The sequence below is a fragment of the Sphingobium fontiphilum genome (genome assembly GCF_014196635.1).
GTDB lineage: Bacteria > Pseudomonadota > Alphaproteobacteria > Sphingomonadales > Sphingomonadaceae > Sphingobium > Sphingobium fontiphilum.
In genome coordinates this window covers 295,769-310,524 of the sequence record NZ_JACIEB010000001.1, presented here as the reverse complement: position 1 = coordinate 310,524, position 14,756 = coordinate 295,769, and the positions used below count along the sequence as shown (strand labels likewise).

The 14,756-nt window shown below is 64.0% G+C and carries 15 protein-coding genes; 3 read left to right on the top strand and 12 right to left on the bottom strand.

Annotated features, from left to right (window positions below; all coding sequences use genetic code 11):
• Window positions 1-104 precede the first annotated feature (104 nt).
• Window positions 105-1,508: an adenosylhomocysteinase gene (gene ahcY / locus GGR44_RS01335; RefSeq protein ID WP_183953639.1), complete on the bottom strand. Its 1,404-nt coding sequence runs from the start codon at window positions 1,506-1,508 to the stop codon at window positions 105-107.
• A gap of 126 nt (window positions 1,509-1,634) precedes the next feature.
• Window positions 1,635-2,195 carry a YqgE/AlgH family protein gene (locus GGR44_RS01330; RefSeq protein WP_183953638.1) on the bottom strand — a complete coding sequence of 187 codons (561 nt, stop codon included), beginning with the start codon at window positions 2,193-2,195 and terminating at the stop codon, window positions 1,635-1,637.
• A 177-nt stretch (window positions 2,196-2,372) separates the two neighbouring features.
• On the opposite strand from GGR44_RS01330, the gene GGR44_RS01325 reads away from it, so the two are divergent.
• On the top strand, window positions 2,373-2,855 hold the full coding sequence (locus tag GGR44_RS01325) for a peroxiredoxin (RefSeq protein WP_183954199.1): 483 nt from the start codon (window positions 2,373-2,375) through the stop codon (window positions 2,853-2,855).
• Here GGR44_RS01325 and GGR44_RS01320 read toward each other — a convergent pair.
• Window positions 2,846-3,898: a polysaccharide deacetylase family protein gene (locus tag GGR44_RS01320; RefSeq protein WP_183953637.1), complete on the bottom strand. Its 1,053-nt coding sequence runs from the start codon at window positions 3,896-3,898 to the stop codon at window positions 2,846-2,848. The two genes, GGR44_RS01325 and GGR44_RS01320, sit on opposite strands and share 10 nt — an antisense overlap.
• Before the next feature lie 111 nt (window positions 3,899-4,009).
• Here GGR44_RS01320 and GGR44_RS01315 point away from each other — a divergent pair, with 111 nt between their 5' ends.
• Window positions 4,010-5,464: an AMP nucleosidase gene (locus GGR44_RS01315; RefSeq protein ID WP_183953636.1), complete on the top strand. Its 1,455-nt coding sequence runs from the start codon at window positions 4,010-4,012 to the stop codon at window positions 5,462-5,464.
• Window positions 5,465-5,616: 152 nt separating this feature from the next.
• Complete coding sequence (locus GGR44_RS01310; RefSeq protein ID WP_183953635.1) at window positions 5,617-6,084, top strand: Hsp20 family protein; 468 nt, start codon at window positions 5,617-5,619, stop codon at window positions 6,082-6,084.
• A gap of 54 nt (window positions 6,085-6,138) precedes the next feature.
• Here the strand turns inward: GGR44_RS01310 and GGR44_RS01305 are convergent, their stop codons facing one another.
• The 9 genes from GGR44_RS01305 to ccmC form a co-directional block, all read right to left on the bottom strand.
• Window positions 6,139-7,767 carry an NAD(P)/FAD-dependent oxidoreductase gene (locus GGR44_RS01305; protein WP_183953634.1) on the bottom strand — a complete coding sequence of 543 codons (1,629 nt, stop codon included), beginning with the start codon at window positions 7,765-7,767 and terminating at the stop codon, window positions 6,139-6,141.
• A gap of 48 nt (window positions 7,768-7,815) precedes the next feature.
• Window positions 7,816-9,750, bottom strand: a complete 1,935-nt coding sequence (locus GGR44_RS01300) for a potassium transporter Kup (RefSeq protein ID WP_183953633.1) — start codon at window positions 9,748-9,750, stop codon at window positions 7,816-7,818.
• 134 nt (window positions 9,751-9,884) lie between these two features.
• Window positions 9,885-10,523 (bottom strand): tetratricopeptide repeat protein, encoded by a 639-nt coding sequence (locus GGR44_RS01295; protein WP_183954198.1) that lies wholly within the window; start codon window positions 10,521-10,523, stop codon window positions 9,885-9,887.
• Window positions 10,520-10,927, bottom strand: a complete 408-nt coding sequence (locus tag GGR44_RS01290) for a cytochrome c-type biogenesis protein (protein WP_183953632.1) — start codon at window positions 10,925-10,927, stop codon at window positions 10,520-10,522. The genes GGR44_RS01295 and GGR44_RS01290 overlap by 4 nt, the downstream gene beginning before the upstream one ends.
• On the bottom strand, window positions 10,924-11,451 hold the full coding sequence (locus GGR44_RS01285; protein WP_183953631.1) for a DsbE family thiol:disulfide interchange protein: 528 nt from the start codon (window positions 11,449-11,451) through the stop codon (window positions 10,924-10,926). The genes GGR44_RS01290 and GGR44_RS01285 overlap by 4 nt, the downstream gene beginning before the upstream one ends.
• Entirely contained in the window at window positions 11,448-13,382 is a 1,935-nt protein-coding gene (locus GGR44_RS01280) for a heme lyase CcmF/NrfE family subunit (RefSeq protein WP_183953630.1), read from the bottom strand. The genes GGR44_RS01285 and GGR44_RS01280 overlap by 4 nt, the downstream gene beginning before the upstream one ends.
• On the bottom strand, window positions 13,379-13,825 hold the full coding sequence (gene ccmE / locus GGR44_RS01275) for a cytochrome c maturation protein CcmE (RefSeq protein ID WP_183953629.1): 447 nt from the start codon (window positions 13,823-13,825) through the stop codon (window positions 13,379-13,381). Before ccmE ends, GGR44_RS01280 begins: the two co-directional genes overlap by 4 nt.
• On the bottom strand, window positions 13,822-13,953 hold the full coding sequence (gene ccmD / locus GGR44_RS01270) for a heme exporter protein CcmD (RefSeq protein WP_183953628.1): 132 nt from the start codon (window positions 13,951-13,953) through the stop codon (window positions 13,822-13,824). The genes ccmE and ccmD overlap by 4 nt, the downstream gene beginning before the upstream one ends.
• Before the next feature lie 8 nt (window positions 13,954-13,961).
• Window positions 13,962-14,684, bottom strand: coding sequence for a heme ABC transporter permease CcmC (gene ccmC / locus GGR44_RS01265; protein WP_183953627.1), 723 nt, complete (start codon window positions 14,682-14,684; stop codon window positions 13,962-13,964).
• Between the last annotated feature and the right edge of the window lie 72 nt (window positions 14,685-14,756).

Sequence of the window (14,756 nt, the reverse complement as noted above, 5' to 3'; positions counted from 1 at the left end):
GACCCTGCATGGCGATGGACTATCGCAAAGCGGCGGCAGGGTGAAGCGGCTAACTTATGGCCGTAAAACTAGCGGGGCGGCCAGTGGCCGCCCCGTCCGGTTCGTCAGTAACGATAATGGTCGGGCTTGAACGGCCCTTCGACCGGAACGCCGATATAGGCGGCCTGCTTGGGGCTGAGCTTAGACAGCTTCACGCCCAGCTTTTCGAGGTGCAGCGCCGCCACCTTCTCGTCCAGATGCTTGGGCAGCACATAGACTTCGTTCTTGTATTCGTCGCCCTTGGCGAAAAGTTCGATCTGCGCCAGCACCTGGTTGGTGAAGCTGGACGACATGACGAAACTGGGGTGGCCGGTGGCGCAGCCCAGATTCACCAGGCGGCCCTTGGCCAGCATGATGATCTTCTTGCCATCGGGGAATTCGACCTCGTCGACCTGCGGCTTGATCTCGGTCCACTTCATGTTGCTCAGCGCCGCGACCTGAATTTCGCTGTCGAAATGGCCGATGTTGCACACGATCGCCATGTTCTTCATCTCGCGCATATGATCCAGCGTGATGATGTCTTCATTGCCGGTCGCGGTGACGAAGATGTCGGCGCGCTTGGCCGCATCTTCCATGGTCACGACTTCATAGCCTTCCATCGCGGCCTGAAGCGCGCAGATCGGGTCAATTTCGGTCACCAGCACGCGGGCGCCGCCATTGCGGAGCGACGCGGCGCTGCCCTTTCCGACATCGCCGAAGCCCGCGACGCAGGCGACCTTGCCGGCCAGCATGACGTCGGTGGCGCGGCGGATGGCGTCGACCAGCGATTCCTTGCAACCATAGAGATTGTCGAACTTCGACTTGGTCACGCTATCGTTCACATTGATCGCCGGGAAGGGCAGCTTGCCCTTCTTCGCCAGTTCATACAGGCGGTGGACGCCGGTGGTGGTTTCTTCCGACACGCCCTTGATGTTGGCGACCGTCCTGGTCAGGTAGCCGGGACGTTCCGCCAGGAAACGGGTCAGCGTCGCGACGAAGATTTCCTCTTCCTCGTTCGCGGGCTTGAACAGCGGTTCGCCCGCTTCGACGCGCGCGCCCCACAGGGCGAACATGGTGGCGTCGCCGCCGTCGTCCAGGATCATGTTGCAGGTCTGGTCGCCCCAGTCGAAGATCCGGATCACATAATCCCAATATTCTTCCAGCGTCTCGCCCTTGACCGCGAACACCGGGATGCCGCTGGCGGCGATGGCGGCGGCGGCGTGGTCCTGCGTCGAAAAGATATTGCACGACGCCCAGCGTATGTCGGCGCCCAGCACGGCCAGCGTCTCGATCAGCACGGCGGTCTGGATCGTCATATGGAGCGATCCGGTGATGCGCGCGCCGCGCAGCGGCTTCACATGGCCGAATTCCTCGCGCAGGGCCATCAGGCCGGGCATTTCGGTTTCAGCGATCTCGATTTCCTTGCGGCCAAAGGCGGCAAGGCCGATGTCGGCGATGACATAATCCAGGGTGGCGGGGGCTGTGGCCACGACAATCTCCATTGCGGTTCGTGCGAGTGCAGCGCGTGCCCCGGTTCAGGGGCGCGGCCGTGATCGCTGGGCCTTACCAATCGCCATCGCCCATGGCAACAGAATATAAAGAATTCTTTATGTGGCCTAGGCGGAGCCTGTTCCCGCGACCAGATGCGCCGGGTCGATGCCACAGGCGGCAAAAGCGGCGTTGCGCCGGTTCTCCGCCAACAGGCCCGCCATCCGGTCAAAGTCGCCGGGGATCAGAAACCATCCGTCGCCATGCAATTCTTCCTCCAACTGGCCCGGACTCCATCCGGCATAGCCCAGCGCGACCAGATAGCGGCTTGGCCCCCGGCCCTCCGCTATCGCCTTCAATATATCGAGCGAACCCGAAAGGCCCCAGCCATCGGCGACATGAACCAGATCCTGCCCGCCCCAATCGAGCGAGTGGAGCACAAAGCCCCTTTGCGGCTCGACCGGTCCGCCCCGCAGAACGGGTATGTCTCGAGCCTGTGGCGCTTCCAGCCCGAAGCTGGACATCAACGCCTCCAGCGAAAGCCCCTCGATTTCCTCGCCCAGATTGATGCCCAGCGCCCCGCCTTCGTCGTGGATGCACAGCGCGATGACCGAGCGTTCAAACCGTTCGTCCCCGATGCCCGGCATGGCGAGCAGCAATTGCCCCGCATAGTAAATCGGTTGATCCATATCCGTAACTATAGGCCATGCGCAGCCCGTGCCAAGGCCAAGGGGGCAGGCCGGTGCCAAAGGGGGACGATTTCAGGCGACATCGGTTCGCCACGCCTTGACAGTATTGGCGAGAGGAGCGACCTGCGTGCGGGAAAGCCGAAGCCACCGGAACACCCGGCAAAGAGGATGCGAATGATGACCGTAGCAAAAGGCGACAAGGCGCCAAGCGCCACATTCATGACCATGACCGGCAATGGCCCCGAAGCGGTCAATGGCGACGAATTTTTCGCCGGGCGCACGGTTGCGCTGTTTTCCGTGCCGGGCGCTTTCACGCCCACCTGCTCGGCCAAGCACCTGCCCGGCTTCATCGAAAAAGCCGAAGCTCTCAAGGCCAAGGGCGTCGACGTCATCGCCTGCACCGCCGTCAACGACGCTTTTGTCATGGGCGCCTGGAGCAAGGCGGCCGGAGCCGATGGCGCCGTCACCATGCTGGCGGACGGCAATGGCGATTTCGTGAAAACGCTTGACCTGACCATGGACGGCAGCAAGTTCGGCATGGGCCTGCGCGGGCAGCGTTTCTCGATGATCGTGCGCGACGGCGTGATCGTCGAACTCAATGTCGAGGCGCCGGGCGATTTCAAATTGTCGTCGGCCGATCACATGCTGGGTCAGCTCTGACGCGAGGCCAGGGCAACCTTGCGTCGCCCTGAATCGCCTGGCCGACGACGCCCGCTGGCCATTGGCGAGGGACGCCACTCGCCGAACATCAGGTTGGACGCCGCCTGCTCAAGATTTCGCAACGCTGTCTGAACCACGCCGCCCCGCAGCAGGGTCGGCCGGGCGCCGGCTGCGACGGCGCATGGCGGATGCGCGGCATAGGTGCCCGACCGCACATGGTCGCGTGCGGCAAGGCCCCGGCACATCGCCTCGAAACGGCGCGCGACGATGCAATTGAGCACGCGCCGCTGACGACACATGAGTTCGAAGCTGTGGGACACCAGCGTAAACTGTTGTGCGCCCCGACTGGCCGCATGGTCGACGGCCGCCAATATCTCCCGCGCGGATAGGGCGGTGAGTTGCGCATGACGACGCCTCCCGCCCCGCTGCTCTATCGCTGAGATCGGCACTTCGACGACCCCGCAATGTTCGATCGGATCAATGACATCCGCGGACAGGTTGATCGCGCAGTCCGATCGGGCGATTCCCGGCGTCAGGCTGCTGTCATGGCTGATCCCTATCGTCGCCAGAGCGCGAAGCGTGTCGTCATTCGCGCCATAATTGCCGGCCCGGAACGCAACGGGCTCAGGCGCACCGGCCGCCACCAGGAAATCGCGCGCCAGGGACAGGATGACGCGCTGGTCCGAAAGGCTGAAATCCCCGATATTCCGTCCGGTGCGCCCACCCACAGGTGAACGCTGCGAGAAGGCCAGCCATTCTGTGTGCGCGTGCAACTGCACATCATGGCCGCGATCAACGATCGGGTGGACAATGCGCTTGATCACGTCCGTGCCCCATACCAGAGCCGGCAGAGGATCGACAAAAAACACGCCGCGCATCCCATGGCGTTCCAGAACGTCCATGGTGTGGCCAATGCCGAAATCGCCCTTTGCGGTCCGCCCCCAGATCGAAGACGCAAGATTTGCTTCCAGCCCCGCGCGGCCGAAGCGGCTGAAATGGTCCGCCGACAATTCGGTGTCGATGGTCAGGTAAAAGCGCAACATAGGGCTTTGTATAGCGCAAGGCGTTTAATCATTGGTTGACCCGGCATTGCCGGAATATTTCCAATGCGCGCCTGTCTTCCGCCCGTCTTGAATAAACGATAACAAGGGACGATGACACAAAGCATTGGACGCGCCATCGTTGCGCAACTGGACGACATTTACCGCACTTCCATCGAAACGCTGCGCGCCGCGCTGCTGGCCTATGGCCGTGACGGCACATTGCCGGGCCTTCAGGCGCGGGCGGACCGCCGCTTCTGCTATCCCGAATTGCGGATCATCCATCGTATAGAGGGTGACACGCCGCCACCCGGCCGTTCCTTCGCCCGTCTGTCCACCCCCGGCTGTTATGCGACGACCATCACCCGGCCGGCGATGTTCGCCGAATATCTGGCTGAACAGATCGACCTGCTGGTGCGGGATTATGGCGTGGAGGTGGAAACGGGCCTGAGCGACCAGCCCATTCCGTTCCCCTATGTGCTCGACGGCCTTGACATGAGCGCGCTCGACGGGATCGCCCCCACCGAACTCGCCCGCCACTTCCCGGCGACCGATCTGGCGGAAATCGGCGACGAGATCGCGGATGGGCTGTTCATGCCCAATGCGGAGGGGGAACGCCCGCTCGCCCTGTTCGACGGGTTGCGGACCGATTTCTCGCTGGCGCGGCTCAAACATTATACCGGCACGCCCGCCGATCATGTTCAACGCTACATCCTGTTCACCAACTACCATCGTTATGTCGATGAGTTCGTGGCGTGGGCCTGCACCGAGTTGAATCGGGAAGAAACCCGCTTTACCGCCCTGTCGGGCGCGGGCGGCGTCTATGTGACGCCTGAAACCGCCGATCCCGCGCGGATGATCGCCGACAGCGCATGGCGCAAGCATCAGATGCCGGCCTATCACCTGATCGCGCCCGACCGCAGCGGCATCACACTGGTCAACATCGGCGTCGGCCCTTCCAACGCCAAGACGATCTGCGACCATCTGGCCGTGGTCCGCCCGGAAGCCTGGCTGATGATCGGCCATTGCGGCGGGCTGCGCCCCAGTCAGCGGATTGGGGACTATGTGCTGGCCCACGCCTATCTGCGCGACGACCATGTCCTTGACGAAATGCTGCCGCCGGAAATCCCGGTGCCCGCCATCGCGGAAGTGCAGGTGGCGCTGGCCAGCGCCGCGGAATCCATTCTGGGCGGCAATGGCGCAGAGGACTTTCGCCGTCGCCTGCGCACCGGCACGGTCGTCACCACCGATGATCGCAACTGGGAATTGCGCTATTCCCACTCCGCCCTGCGTTTCAGCCTGTCGCGCGCTGTGGGCATCGACATGGAATCGGCCACCATCGCGGCGCAGGGCTATCGCTTCCGTGTGCCCTATGGGACTTTGCTCTGCGTGTCCGACAAGCCGATCCATGGCGAACTCAAACTGCCGGGCCAGGCCAACCGCTTTTACGAGGAAGCCATCGCCAGCCATTTGCGCGTCGGCATTTTGACCTGCGAACTGCTGCGGCAGGAGGGCGCGAAATTGCACAGCCGCAAGTTGCGCGCCTTCAACGAACCGCCATTTCGGTAAGGGCACGCCGACCGTTCAGCCCCTCTTGAAAGCCATTTTGCGCAAACCATATCACCTCCGTCCGGCCGCCCGTCGCGGGGCCGGACACTTGATCGCCAGGACGCCCGCCGTGGGTCCGGCACCTTCATTTTGCTCGTTGAGGAGATGATATTATGCGTGGTTTTGACCTTACCCCCTATCGCCGCTCGACCGTCGGTTTTGATCGTCTGTTCGATCTGATCGAGAACAACGCCCGGTTGCAGCAGAGCGACAATTACCCCCCGTTCAACATCGAACGCCTGTCCGAAGACCGCTATCGCGTGACGCTGGCCGTCGCCGGTTTCCGTGCTGATGAAATCGACATCACCGCCCAGCAGAACCTGCTTCAGGTCATCGGACGCAAGGATGAAGCGAGCGCCGCCGACCGTTCGAAATTCCTGCATGTCGGCATCGCCAACCGCAGCTTCGAACGCCGCTTCGAACTCGCCGATTTCGTGCGGGTCGAGCGGGCTGACCTGGCCGATGGCCTGTTGACCATCGAACTGCTGCGCGAAGTGCCCGAAGCGATGAAGCCCAAGAAGGTCGCCATCAACGGCGGCCAGCTTGTCGACATCAACGCCAAGGACCGCGACGCAGCGTAAGGCCTGGTTGCGGTAAATATTGGGGCGCGGCGTTTTGATGGCGCCGCGCCTTTTTCATGGCGCCTGAATGAGCATGTTGGCCACGGCTTCGGCGACCTTGATCCCGTCCACCCCGGCCGACAATATGCCGCCGGCATAGCCCGCACCCTCACCCGCCGGAAAAAGCCCGCTCGTGTTGAGGCTCTGGAAATCTCGGCCGCGCGTGATCCTGATCGGTGACGACGTGCGCGTTTCGACGCCCGTCATTGTGGCGTCTGGGTCGTCATAGCGGGCGATCTGGCGGCCGAAAACCGGCAGCGCCTCGCGCATCGCCTCCACCGCGAAAGCCGGCAACACCTGCACCAGATCGGTCGGCGTGACGCCAGGCTTGTAGGACGGTTCAACCGCGCCAAAAGCCGTTGAAGGCCGCCCGGCGAGGAAATCCCCCACCCTCTGCCCCGGCGCATGATAATTGCTTCCGCCCGCGATGAATGCCGCATCCTCGAGCCGCCGTTGCAGCGCAAGGCCCGCCAGCGGATGGCCGGGATAATCGGGCGCCGGATCGATGCCGACGACCAGTCCGGAATTGGCGTTGAACTCGGCGCGGGAATATTGGCTCATGCCGTTGGTGACGACGCGCCCTTCCTCCGAAGTCGCGGCGACCACCCGCCCGCCGGGGCACATGCAAAAGCTGTAGACCGTGCGCCCGTTGCTGCAATGATGCGACAGGGAATAGGCGGCCGCGCCCAGATCGGGATGGCCCGCACAGGCGCCAAAGCGCGCCCGGTCGATCCAGCTTTGCGGATGTTCGATCCGCACGCCGATGGAAAAGGGCTTGGCCTCGATATGCACGCCCCGGTCATGCAGCGTCTGGAACGTGCCGCGCGCGCTGTGCCCGACGGCCAGCACGACATGGCTGGCGGGCAAATAACCGCCATCATGGAAATGCAGGCCGCGCACATGCCGTTCGCCATCGGCGCGGGTTTCGATGTCGAAATCCTCCACCCGCTGGCCGAAACGATATTCGCCACCCAGTTGCTCGATGGTCGCGCGGATCGACTCGACCATCGAAACGAGGCGGAAGGTGCCGATATGCGGATGCGCCTCGGTCAATATTTCTTCCGGCGCGCCCGCCTTGACGAATTCCTCCAGCACCTTGCGGCCCAGAAAACAGGGATCCTTGATCTGGCTGTAGAGCTTGCCGTCCGAAAAAGTGCCTGCCCCGCCTTCGCCGAACTGAACGTTGGATTCGGGGTCCAGCACCCCGCGCCGCCACAGGCCCCATGTATCCTTGGTCCGCTCGCGCACCACCTTGCCGCGCTCGACGATGATCGGGCGGAAACCGGCCTGCGCCAATATCAGGCCCGCGAACAGTCCGCATGGCCCCGCGCCGATCACCACCGGACGCTGACCGCTCCATCCGGTGGGCGCGACGATGGGCGGGCGATAACCGGTGTCAGGCGTGGGACGCACATGGCCCTTGCCACCGCCACAATGCGCCAGCACGGCGGCCTCGTCCCTCACCTCCACATCGACGTTGTAAACCATCAGGATGGCCGATTTGCGCCGCGCATCATGGGCCCGACGGGCAATGGTGAGCGCCATCAGGTCGTCGTCGACGATGCCCAGGCGCGCAATCACAGCCTCACGCAAGGCGTCGGCGGGGTGATCGATCGGCAGCTTGATTTCAGTAAGGCGGAGCATGGCCGCGCCTTAAGCCATAGCAGGGGGAAACGCCATGCGCCGCCGCTTTCAGATTTCGACCTGGCTGCCCAGTTCGACCACGCGGTTGGTGGGCAGGCGGAAAAACTCCATCGCGCTTTCCGCGTTGCGCAGCATCCATGCAAAAATCTTTTCGCGCCACACCGCCATGCCGGGCTTGGAGGATGGCAGCAATGTCTGCCGCGCCAGGAAGAAGCTGGTGTCCATCATCTTGAACGACTGGCCGCAACCGCTGACATTCTTGAGCGCGGCGGGAACGTCAGGCTCCTGCATGAAGCCATAATGGAGCACCAGGCGGAAAAAGCCCCGGCCCAGATCCTCCAGACGGCATCGCCCGTCATCCTCGACCACGGGCACATCCTTGATCTTCACAGTCAACAGGATGACACGCTCGTGCAGCACCTTGTTATGCTTGAGGTTATGGAGAAGCGCATGGGGTACGCCATCGGCGGCGGACGTCATGAAGACGGCCGTGCCGGGCACCCGCACCGCGCTGTTGGCGGCCGACGCGACGAACACCGGGATCGGCATCGCCGACTCGCGCAGACGGTCCTGCATCAGCTTGCGCCCGCGCGCCCAGGTGGTCAGCAACGTGAAGATAATCATGCCGACGAGCAGCGGGAACCAGCCGCCATCGGGCACCTTGGTCAGGTTCGCCGCCAGATAGGCGCCATCGACCAGGAAGAAGACCGACAGCAGCGGCATCGCGTAATACCATTTCCAGTGCCACAGGCGGTAGAGCACGACCGTCAGCAGCAGATTGTCGATGAACATCGCGCCCGTCACCGCAATGCCGTAGGCCGCCGTCAGGTTGGACGATGTCTGGAACACCAGCACCAGCAGGATGACCATGACCATCAGCCCCCAGTTGATGAGGGGGATGTAAATCTGCCCGGCGGTCGACGCGCTGGTATGCTCAATGCGTAGCCGCGGCATGAAGCCCAGTTGGATCGCCTGTTGCGTGACCGAAAAAGCGCCTGAAATCACCGCTTGCGATGCGATGATCGCCGCCATCGTGGCCAGCCCCACCAAAGGCAATTGCGCCCATTGCGGCGCGAGATTGTAAAACGGGCTTTGCAGCGCGGCCGCGCCTTCCCGGAACAGAAGCGCGCCTTGCCCCATATAGTTGAGCATCAGCGCGGGCAGGACGAAGGCGAGCCACGACACGCGAATGGGATTGCGCCCGAAATGGCCCATGTCGGCATAAAGCGCCTCCGCCCCGGTCACCGCCAGCACGACCGCGCCCAGCGCCAGGAAGGCGGGCAGCGGATCGGTGACGAAGAACATGAACGCCCAATAGGGGTTGAAGGCATATAGGATGCCGGGAGTCTGAATGATGCTGATGACGCCCAGCGTGGCGATCGCCACGAAATAAAGCAGCATGATCGGGCCAAACAGGCTGGCGACCTTGCTCGTGCCCAGTCCCTGTATCCAGAACAGGCCCAGCAGGATGATGATCGCGGCCGGCAAAATGGCCGGACCGAAAGCCGGATTATAGACGGCCAACCCTTCGACTGCCGACAGCACCGACACCGCCGGGGTAATCATCGAGTCGCCGTAGAACAGCGCCGTCGCAAAAACGCCCAGCAGGATGATGCCGCTTGACCAGCGCTGCGTCTTGGTGGACGCATTGATGAGCGCCAGCAGCGCCAGGCTGCCGCCTTCGCCCTTGTTGTCCGCACGCATGATGATGCTGACATATTTCAGCGTCACCACCAGCATCATCGACCAGAACATCAGGCTGATGACGCCCATGATATGGTCAGGGTCCATATCCAGATGATGGTGGCCGGCGAAGGTTTCCCTGAAGGCGTAAAGCGGGCTGGTGCCGATGTCGCCGAACACGATGCCGATCGCGCCGACGACCAGCTTCAGCGTCGCTTTCTGGTTGGCATGGCCGTGATGGCCATCGCCATCATCGCCGGACTGCGCACCGGGAGTTCCGCTCACGAAAGCATCAGCCATGCGACACGCGCCCTAAAAACATGATCGAAGAATATCCGCTTCATCCCGCGTTTCCCAGCCGGGATCGCCGATTTGACCCGGCCGCCCTATCATGGCTCAGGCGCCTTCGCAATCGCGGCAAGACAGAGCTTCCGTCAACGCGTGGGCGGGGCTTTGCCCGCCAGCATGGCGTCGATTCGCGCGATATTCGCCTGCAATTCGGCGCGCACTTCACTGTCGGGCGGCGCCTTTTCGGCGATGGGCGCCCACTGCGCCTTCGCCCCGGCCAGATCCCCCGATTGCGCCAGCGCCAGCCCGTAAAAATAGGCAGCGGCCGGCGCATCGGGGGCCAGCGCAATCGCCTTGCGATAGGCATAGTCGGCAGACGGGGAGATCATGCCGCCATGTTCGACCAGCGCATTGGCAAGACCCAGCCAAAGATTGGGGTCGTCCGGCGACTGCCGCAGGCCCGACAGCAGCACATTGGCGGCTTCCTTTTTCTTACCCTGTCGCGCAAGCCCGTCCGAAAGGACCATCCACTGCGCTGCCGGGCCGAAACGCTCCGCCATGCCGCGCCGGCGCTCGGCCATATCCTCGTTAAAGGACGCGGCCTGTTCCGCCACCTTGCGCGGCGATCCGGCCAGACGCGGATGCCCCTGCCAGGCATAACCCGCAAGACCCAGCATCAATGCGGCTCCTGCCAATTCCCATGTTCCGCGCGGAAGACGCCCGGCCAGCATCAGCAACGCCATCACAACCACCGCCATGGCCGCCGCGATCACCCAGCCCATCAGCGCGTCCTCCGCTTCAAACGCCCGCGCAGCAGCAGCGCGCCAAGCGCCAGCAGCACCGCCGGTGCGGCCCATAGCGGCCATAATATCGGATCGCCCGTCGGCTCATAACTCACCCAGTCGCCATAACGCTCGATCAGCCAGCGACGGATATGTTCCGGCTCTTCCCCCGCCATGATCCGCTCGCGAATCTGCGACCGCATGTCGCCCGCCATGCTGGCGTTGCTGTCGGCGATCGACTGGCTCTGACAGGTGAGGCAGCGGATGGTCAGCATCAGGTCGCGCGCCTCCTTCTCCTGCGCGGGGTCAGGAATCTGGCGGTCGGCCCATGGCGCGGGCGGAAGCGCAGACTGGCCAAAGGCGGGCGCGGACAGGATCAGCGCTAGCAAGGCGATCATCAACCTCATCGCGCTTCCTCCAGCCGTTTGAGGATCATCGGCACATCGTCGGCGCGAATATCGCCGATATGCTGATAGGCGATGCGCCCCTGTCCATCGATGACGAAGGTTTCGGGGACGCCGGATGATCCCAGCGCGATCTGAACCGACGAGCGCGCGTCGAGGCCGATCCGCGCATAGGGATTGCCCCAGCGCGCCAGAAATGCGTCGACATCGGGCCGCGCGTCACGAATGGCGATGGCGTCGATCGCCACTCCTTCGCGCTTAAGCGCCATCAGTTGCGGCGCTTCGGCCGCGCAGGGCACGCACCAACTGGCGAAGATATTGAGCAGGCGCGGCTGGCCCGTCGCCAATTGTCCAGATGCAAGACCGGGCCGGTCACTGGCCGCCGCTGGCAGTTCGAAGGCGGGGAGCGGCTTGCCCACCAGCTTCGACGTAATGACCCGATCATCGGGCTTCAGCAGCCCGCTGGCGAACAGCCCGAAAAAGACAGCGAACAGCGCCAACGGCAGCCAGATGAACAGCTTTCTCATGCCGCTGTCGCCCTGCGCGCGCGCCATTTCAGCGTCCATCCGCGCCGCTCGCGTCCGATCAGCGCCAGAAGGCCGCCCAGCGCGATCATCGTGCCGCCCAGCCAGATGCAGGTGACAAAAGGCTTCCACCATATCCGCATTTGCCAGCGGCCCGCGTCAGCCTCCTGCCCCAGCACGACATACAACTGCCCGTCCCATCGCGTCAGCAGCGCAGCTTCGGTGGTGGTGGTCGGGGGCGACGTGAAGAAGCGCGATTGCGGGTGGATGGCGACTGGTGCGCCGCCGCCCCGGCTGACGCGCATATCGGCCTGCAAGGCGGTCCAGTTGTCGCCCGCGACCGGCAAGATCTTGTCGAATCGCAAGCGCCATCCGGCCGTCTCGATCGTCTCGCCGGGCCGCGCCGCGACCAGCTTTTCAACGGTGAAAGCCGAATCCGCCGCCATGCCGCCCAGGCTGACGGCGCAGCCCAGATGCGCGATCACCATGCCCCAGGTGAAAAGGGGCGTCCGCAACGGCTTGCGCCCCCACAAAGGCGCTATACTGGCGACCGCCACGGTCAGGGCGATGACGAGACCAAGGAAAGGCAATATGCCGATCCGGCCCCATGACGTCACGGCCACCACCGCCAGCACGGAAAGTCCCACCAAAGCAGGCGCCATTGAGCGCCTGGCAACGGCGCTGGCGTTGTCCCGCCGCCACCGGATCATAGGCCCGACCGCCATCGCGATCATCAGGGCGAGCGCGATCGGGCCGGCGATCCGGTCGAAATAGGGCGGTCCTACCGACACCTTGTGCCCGAACGCTTCGGTCATCAGCGGATAGAGCGTGCCGATCAGCACCAGCCCCAATATGACCGACAGCAGCAGGTTGTTGATCACCAGCATGGTTTCGCGACTGACCAGTTCGAACGGCGCGCCTTCCCGCACCGTGCCGACGCGCCAGCCGAACAGCGCCAGCGCCCCGCCGATATAGATGCCCAGCAGCGCCAGGATGAAGCTGCCCCGTTCTGGGTCGACGGCAAAGGCGTGGACGCTGGTTAGAATGCCGGAGCGCACCAGGAAGGTGCCCACCATCGACATGGAAAAGGCGACCACCGCCAGCATCACCGTCCACGCCCGCAACGCATCGCGCGTCGCCAGCACGGTCGCGCTGTGTAGCAGCGCAGTCGCCGCCAGCCAGGGCATCAGCGATGCGTTTTCCACCGGATCCCAGAACCACCAGCCGCCCCAGCCCAGCTCATAATAGGCCCAGTAACTGCCCGCCGTGATGCCCAATGTCAGCAGCACCCAGGCGCCCAGCACCCAGGGCCGCATGGCGCGGGCGAAGGCAGCGTCCACCTGCCGCGTCAGCAGCGCGCCGACCGCAAAGGAAAAGGCCACCGAAAGCCCGACATAGCCGAAATAGAGCGTCGGCGGATGGAAGGCGAGGCCGGGGTCCTGCAACAGCGGGTTCAGCCCCTGTCCGTCGGGCGCGGGCGGGTCGATCCGGGCGAAGGGGTTGGAGGAAAAGAGCAGGAACGCGTAAAAACCGAGCGAAATCGCAGCCTGCGCGCCCAGCGTCGCCATATGCGTGTCGCGCCGCAATGCGCGCTCGAACAGCGCGACGGCCGCGCCCGCGACGCCCATCACCGTCACCCACAGCAGCATGGAGCCTTCGTGATTGCCCCATGTGCCGGCGAATTTATACAGCCACGGCTTCATCGAATGGCTGTTGGTCGCGACCAGCAGCACCGACATGTCCGACCGCATGAACAGGGTGATGAGCGCGATGAACGCCATGGCCGTCAACGCGCCCTGCACCACCGCCACGGGGCGGATCGCGGCCTGCAATTCGGGCCTGCCGCCCTTCAATCCGCCAATGGCCAGCCCCAGTTGCAGCAGCGCCAGCGCGGCGGCCAGCCACAGCGCCGCAAGGCCGAATTCAGCGATCACTTCTCGGCCTTCATCTGATGGGTCGTCTCATTATAGCTCATGCCCTCCAGTTCGCGGGGCATGTAACGCTCGTCGTGCTTGGCGAGCAGATTGGTGGCCACGAACACGCCCTTGCCGTCGAACGCGCCCTCGGCCACCACGCCTGATCCTTCCTTGAACAGGTCGGGGGCGATCCCGCTGAAGCTTGCGGGCACAGTCGCCTTGCCGTCGGTGACGTCGAAATGGATGGTCACGCCATCGGCCGCGCGCTTCAGGCTGCCCTTCACCACCATGCCGCCCAGCCTGATCGCTTTACCGGGCTCCACGCCCTTCGACTTCACATCGGCGGGCGCATAGAAATAGGCGGCCTCGTCCTTCAGTGCGGACGCCGCCAGCAATCCGGCGCCGATCAAGGCCGCAAGCGCAACCAGCGCCAGTATCAGCCGCTGATGCTTGGCCTTCATTCGCGGCCACCCATGTCCCGCGCGCGCGCTTCCGCCCGGCGCATGGCCCGCCAGCTCGTCAGGCTCACGACCGCCGTTCCCAGCGCGGTCAACGCATAGGCCGCCCACACAAATGCCCAGTGATTCATCGCTTCGTTCAGCTCCGCGCCAGACGCTGCAACCGCGCCTCGACCTTGTTCTGCGCCAAGATGGCCCGCATCCGCATCAGCACGATCGCGCCGAACCACAGCGAAAAGCCCAGCAGCGTCAGGCCCAGCGGCCACAGCATGGCCATGTCGATGCTCGAGCCGCGCATGGTGATGCTCGGCCCCTGATGCAGGCTGTTCCACCACACCACCGACCGGTTGATGATCGGAATGTTGATGGCGCCGACCAGACCGAAGATCGCCGTCACCGGGCTGACCCCGCCCTGCCCGTCCCGCGCGCTGGCGTTGGCCAGGGCGATATAGCCCAGATACAGGAACAGCAGCACCAGCATCGACGTCATTCGCCCGTCCCATTCCCACCAGGTGCCCCATGTCGGACGGCCCCAGATGGAGCCGGTCACCAGGCAGATGGCGGTAAACAGTGCGCCGGGCATGGCGATGGCGCGTCCCGCAATGCCAGCGAGCGGATGACGCCAGACAAGCTGCATCAGCGCGGCGATGGCGATGCCGCTCCATCCCCCCATGCCCAGCCAGGCGGCTGGCACATGGATATAGAGTATCCGCACCGTATCCCCCTGAAGATAATCGGCGGGCGTCACGAAAAGGCCGCAAGCCACGCCGACGAGCAGCAGCAGCAGGCCCGACCAGAACAGCCAGCCGGTGAGCGGCCGCGCAATTTTCAGAAAGCGGGCAGGATTGGCGAAGCGATGCATCAGGGTGGGTCTTTACCCCCGGCGACACGCCAACGCCAGTAGGGCTTTTTACCCATGGAGACTGTTGGCGCA

Bases quoted from the DNA above. Each gene is read 5' to 3' on its own strand.
- ccmE (WP_183953629.1), bottom strand. From the start codon at position 13,825: ATGAAGGCCAAGCATCAGCGGCTGATACTGGCGCTGGTTGCGCTTGCG.
- GGR44_RS01320 (WP_183953637.1), bottom strand. From the start codon at position 3,898: ATGTTGCGCTTTTACCTGACCATCGACACCGAATTGTCGGCGGACCAT.
- GGR44_RS01325 (WP_183954199.1), top strand. From the start codon at position 2,373: ATGACCGTAGCAAAAGGCGACAAGGCGCCAAGCGCCACATTCATGACC.
- ccmC (WP_183953627.1), bottom strand. From the start codon at position 14,684: ATGCATCGCTTCGCCAATCCTGCCCGCTTTCTGAAAATTGCGCGGCCG.
- GGR44_RS01315 (WP_183953636.1), top strand. From the start codon at position 4,010: ATGACACAAAGCATTGGACGCGCCATCGTTGCGCAACTGGACGACATT.
- ccmD (WP_183953628.1), bottom strand. From the start codon at position 13,953: ATGAATCACTGGGCATTTGTGTGGGCGGCCTATGCGTTGACCGCGCTG.
- GGR44_RS01290 (WP_183953632.1), bottom strand. From the start codon at position 10,927: ATGAGGTTGATGATCGCCTTGCTAGCGCTGATCCTGTCCGCGCCCGCC.
- GGR44_RS01305 (WP_183953634.1), bottom strand. From the start codon at position 7,767: ATGCTCCGCCTTACTGAAATCAAGCTGCCGATCGATCACCCCGCCGAC.
- GGR44_RS01285 (WP_183953631.1), bottom strand. From the start codon at position 11,451: ATGAGAAAGCTGTTCATCTGGCTGCCGTTGGCGCTGTTCGCTGTCTTT.
- GGR44_RS01330 (WP_183953638.1), bottom strand. From the start codon at position 2,195: ATGGATCAACCGATTTACTATGCGGGGCAATTGCTGCTCGCCATGCCG.
- GGR44_RS01300 (WP_183953633.1), bottom strand. From the start codon at position 9,750: ATGGCTGATGCTTTCGTGAGCGGAACTCCCGGTGCGCAGTCCGGCGAT.
- GGR44_RS01310 (WP_183953635.1), top strand. From the start codon at position 5,617: ATGCGTGGTTTTGACCTTACCCCCTATCGCCGCTCGACCGTCGGTTTT.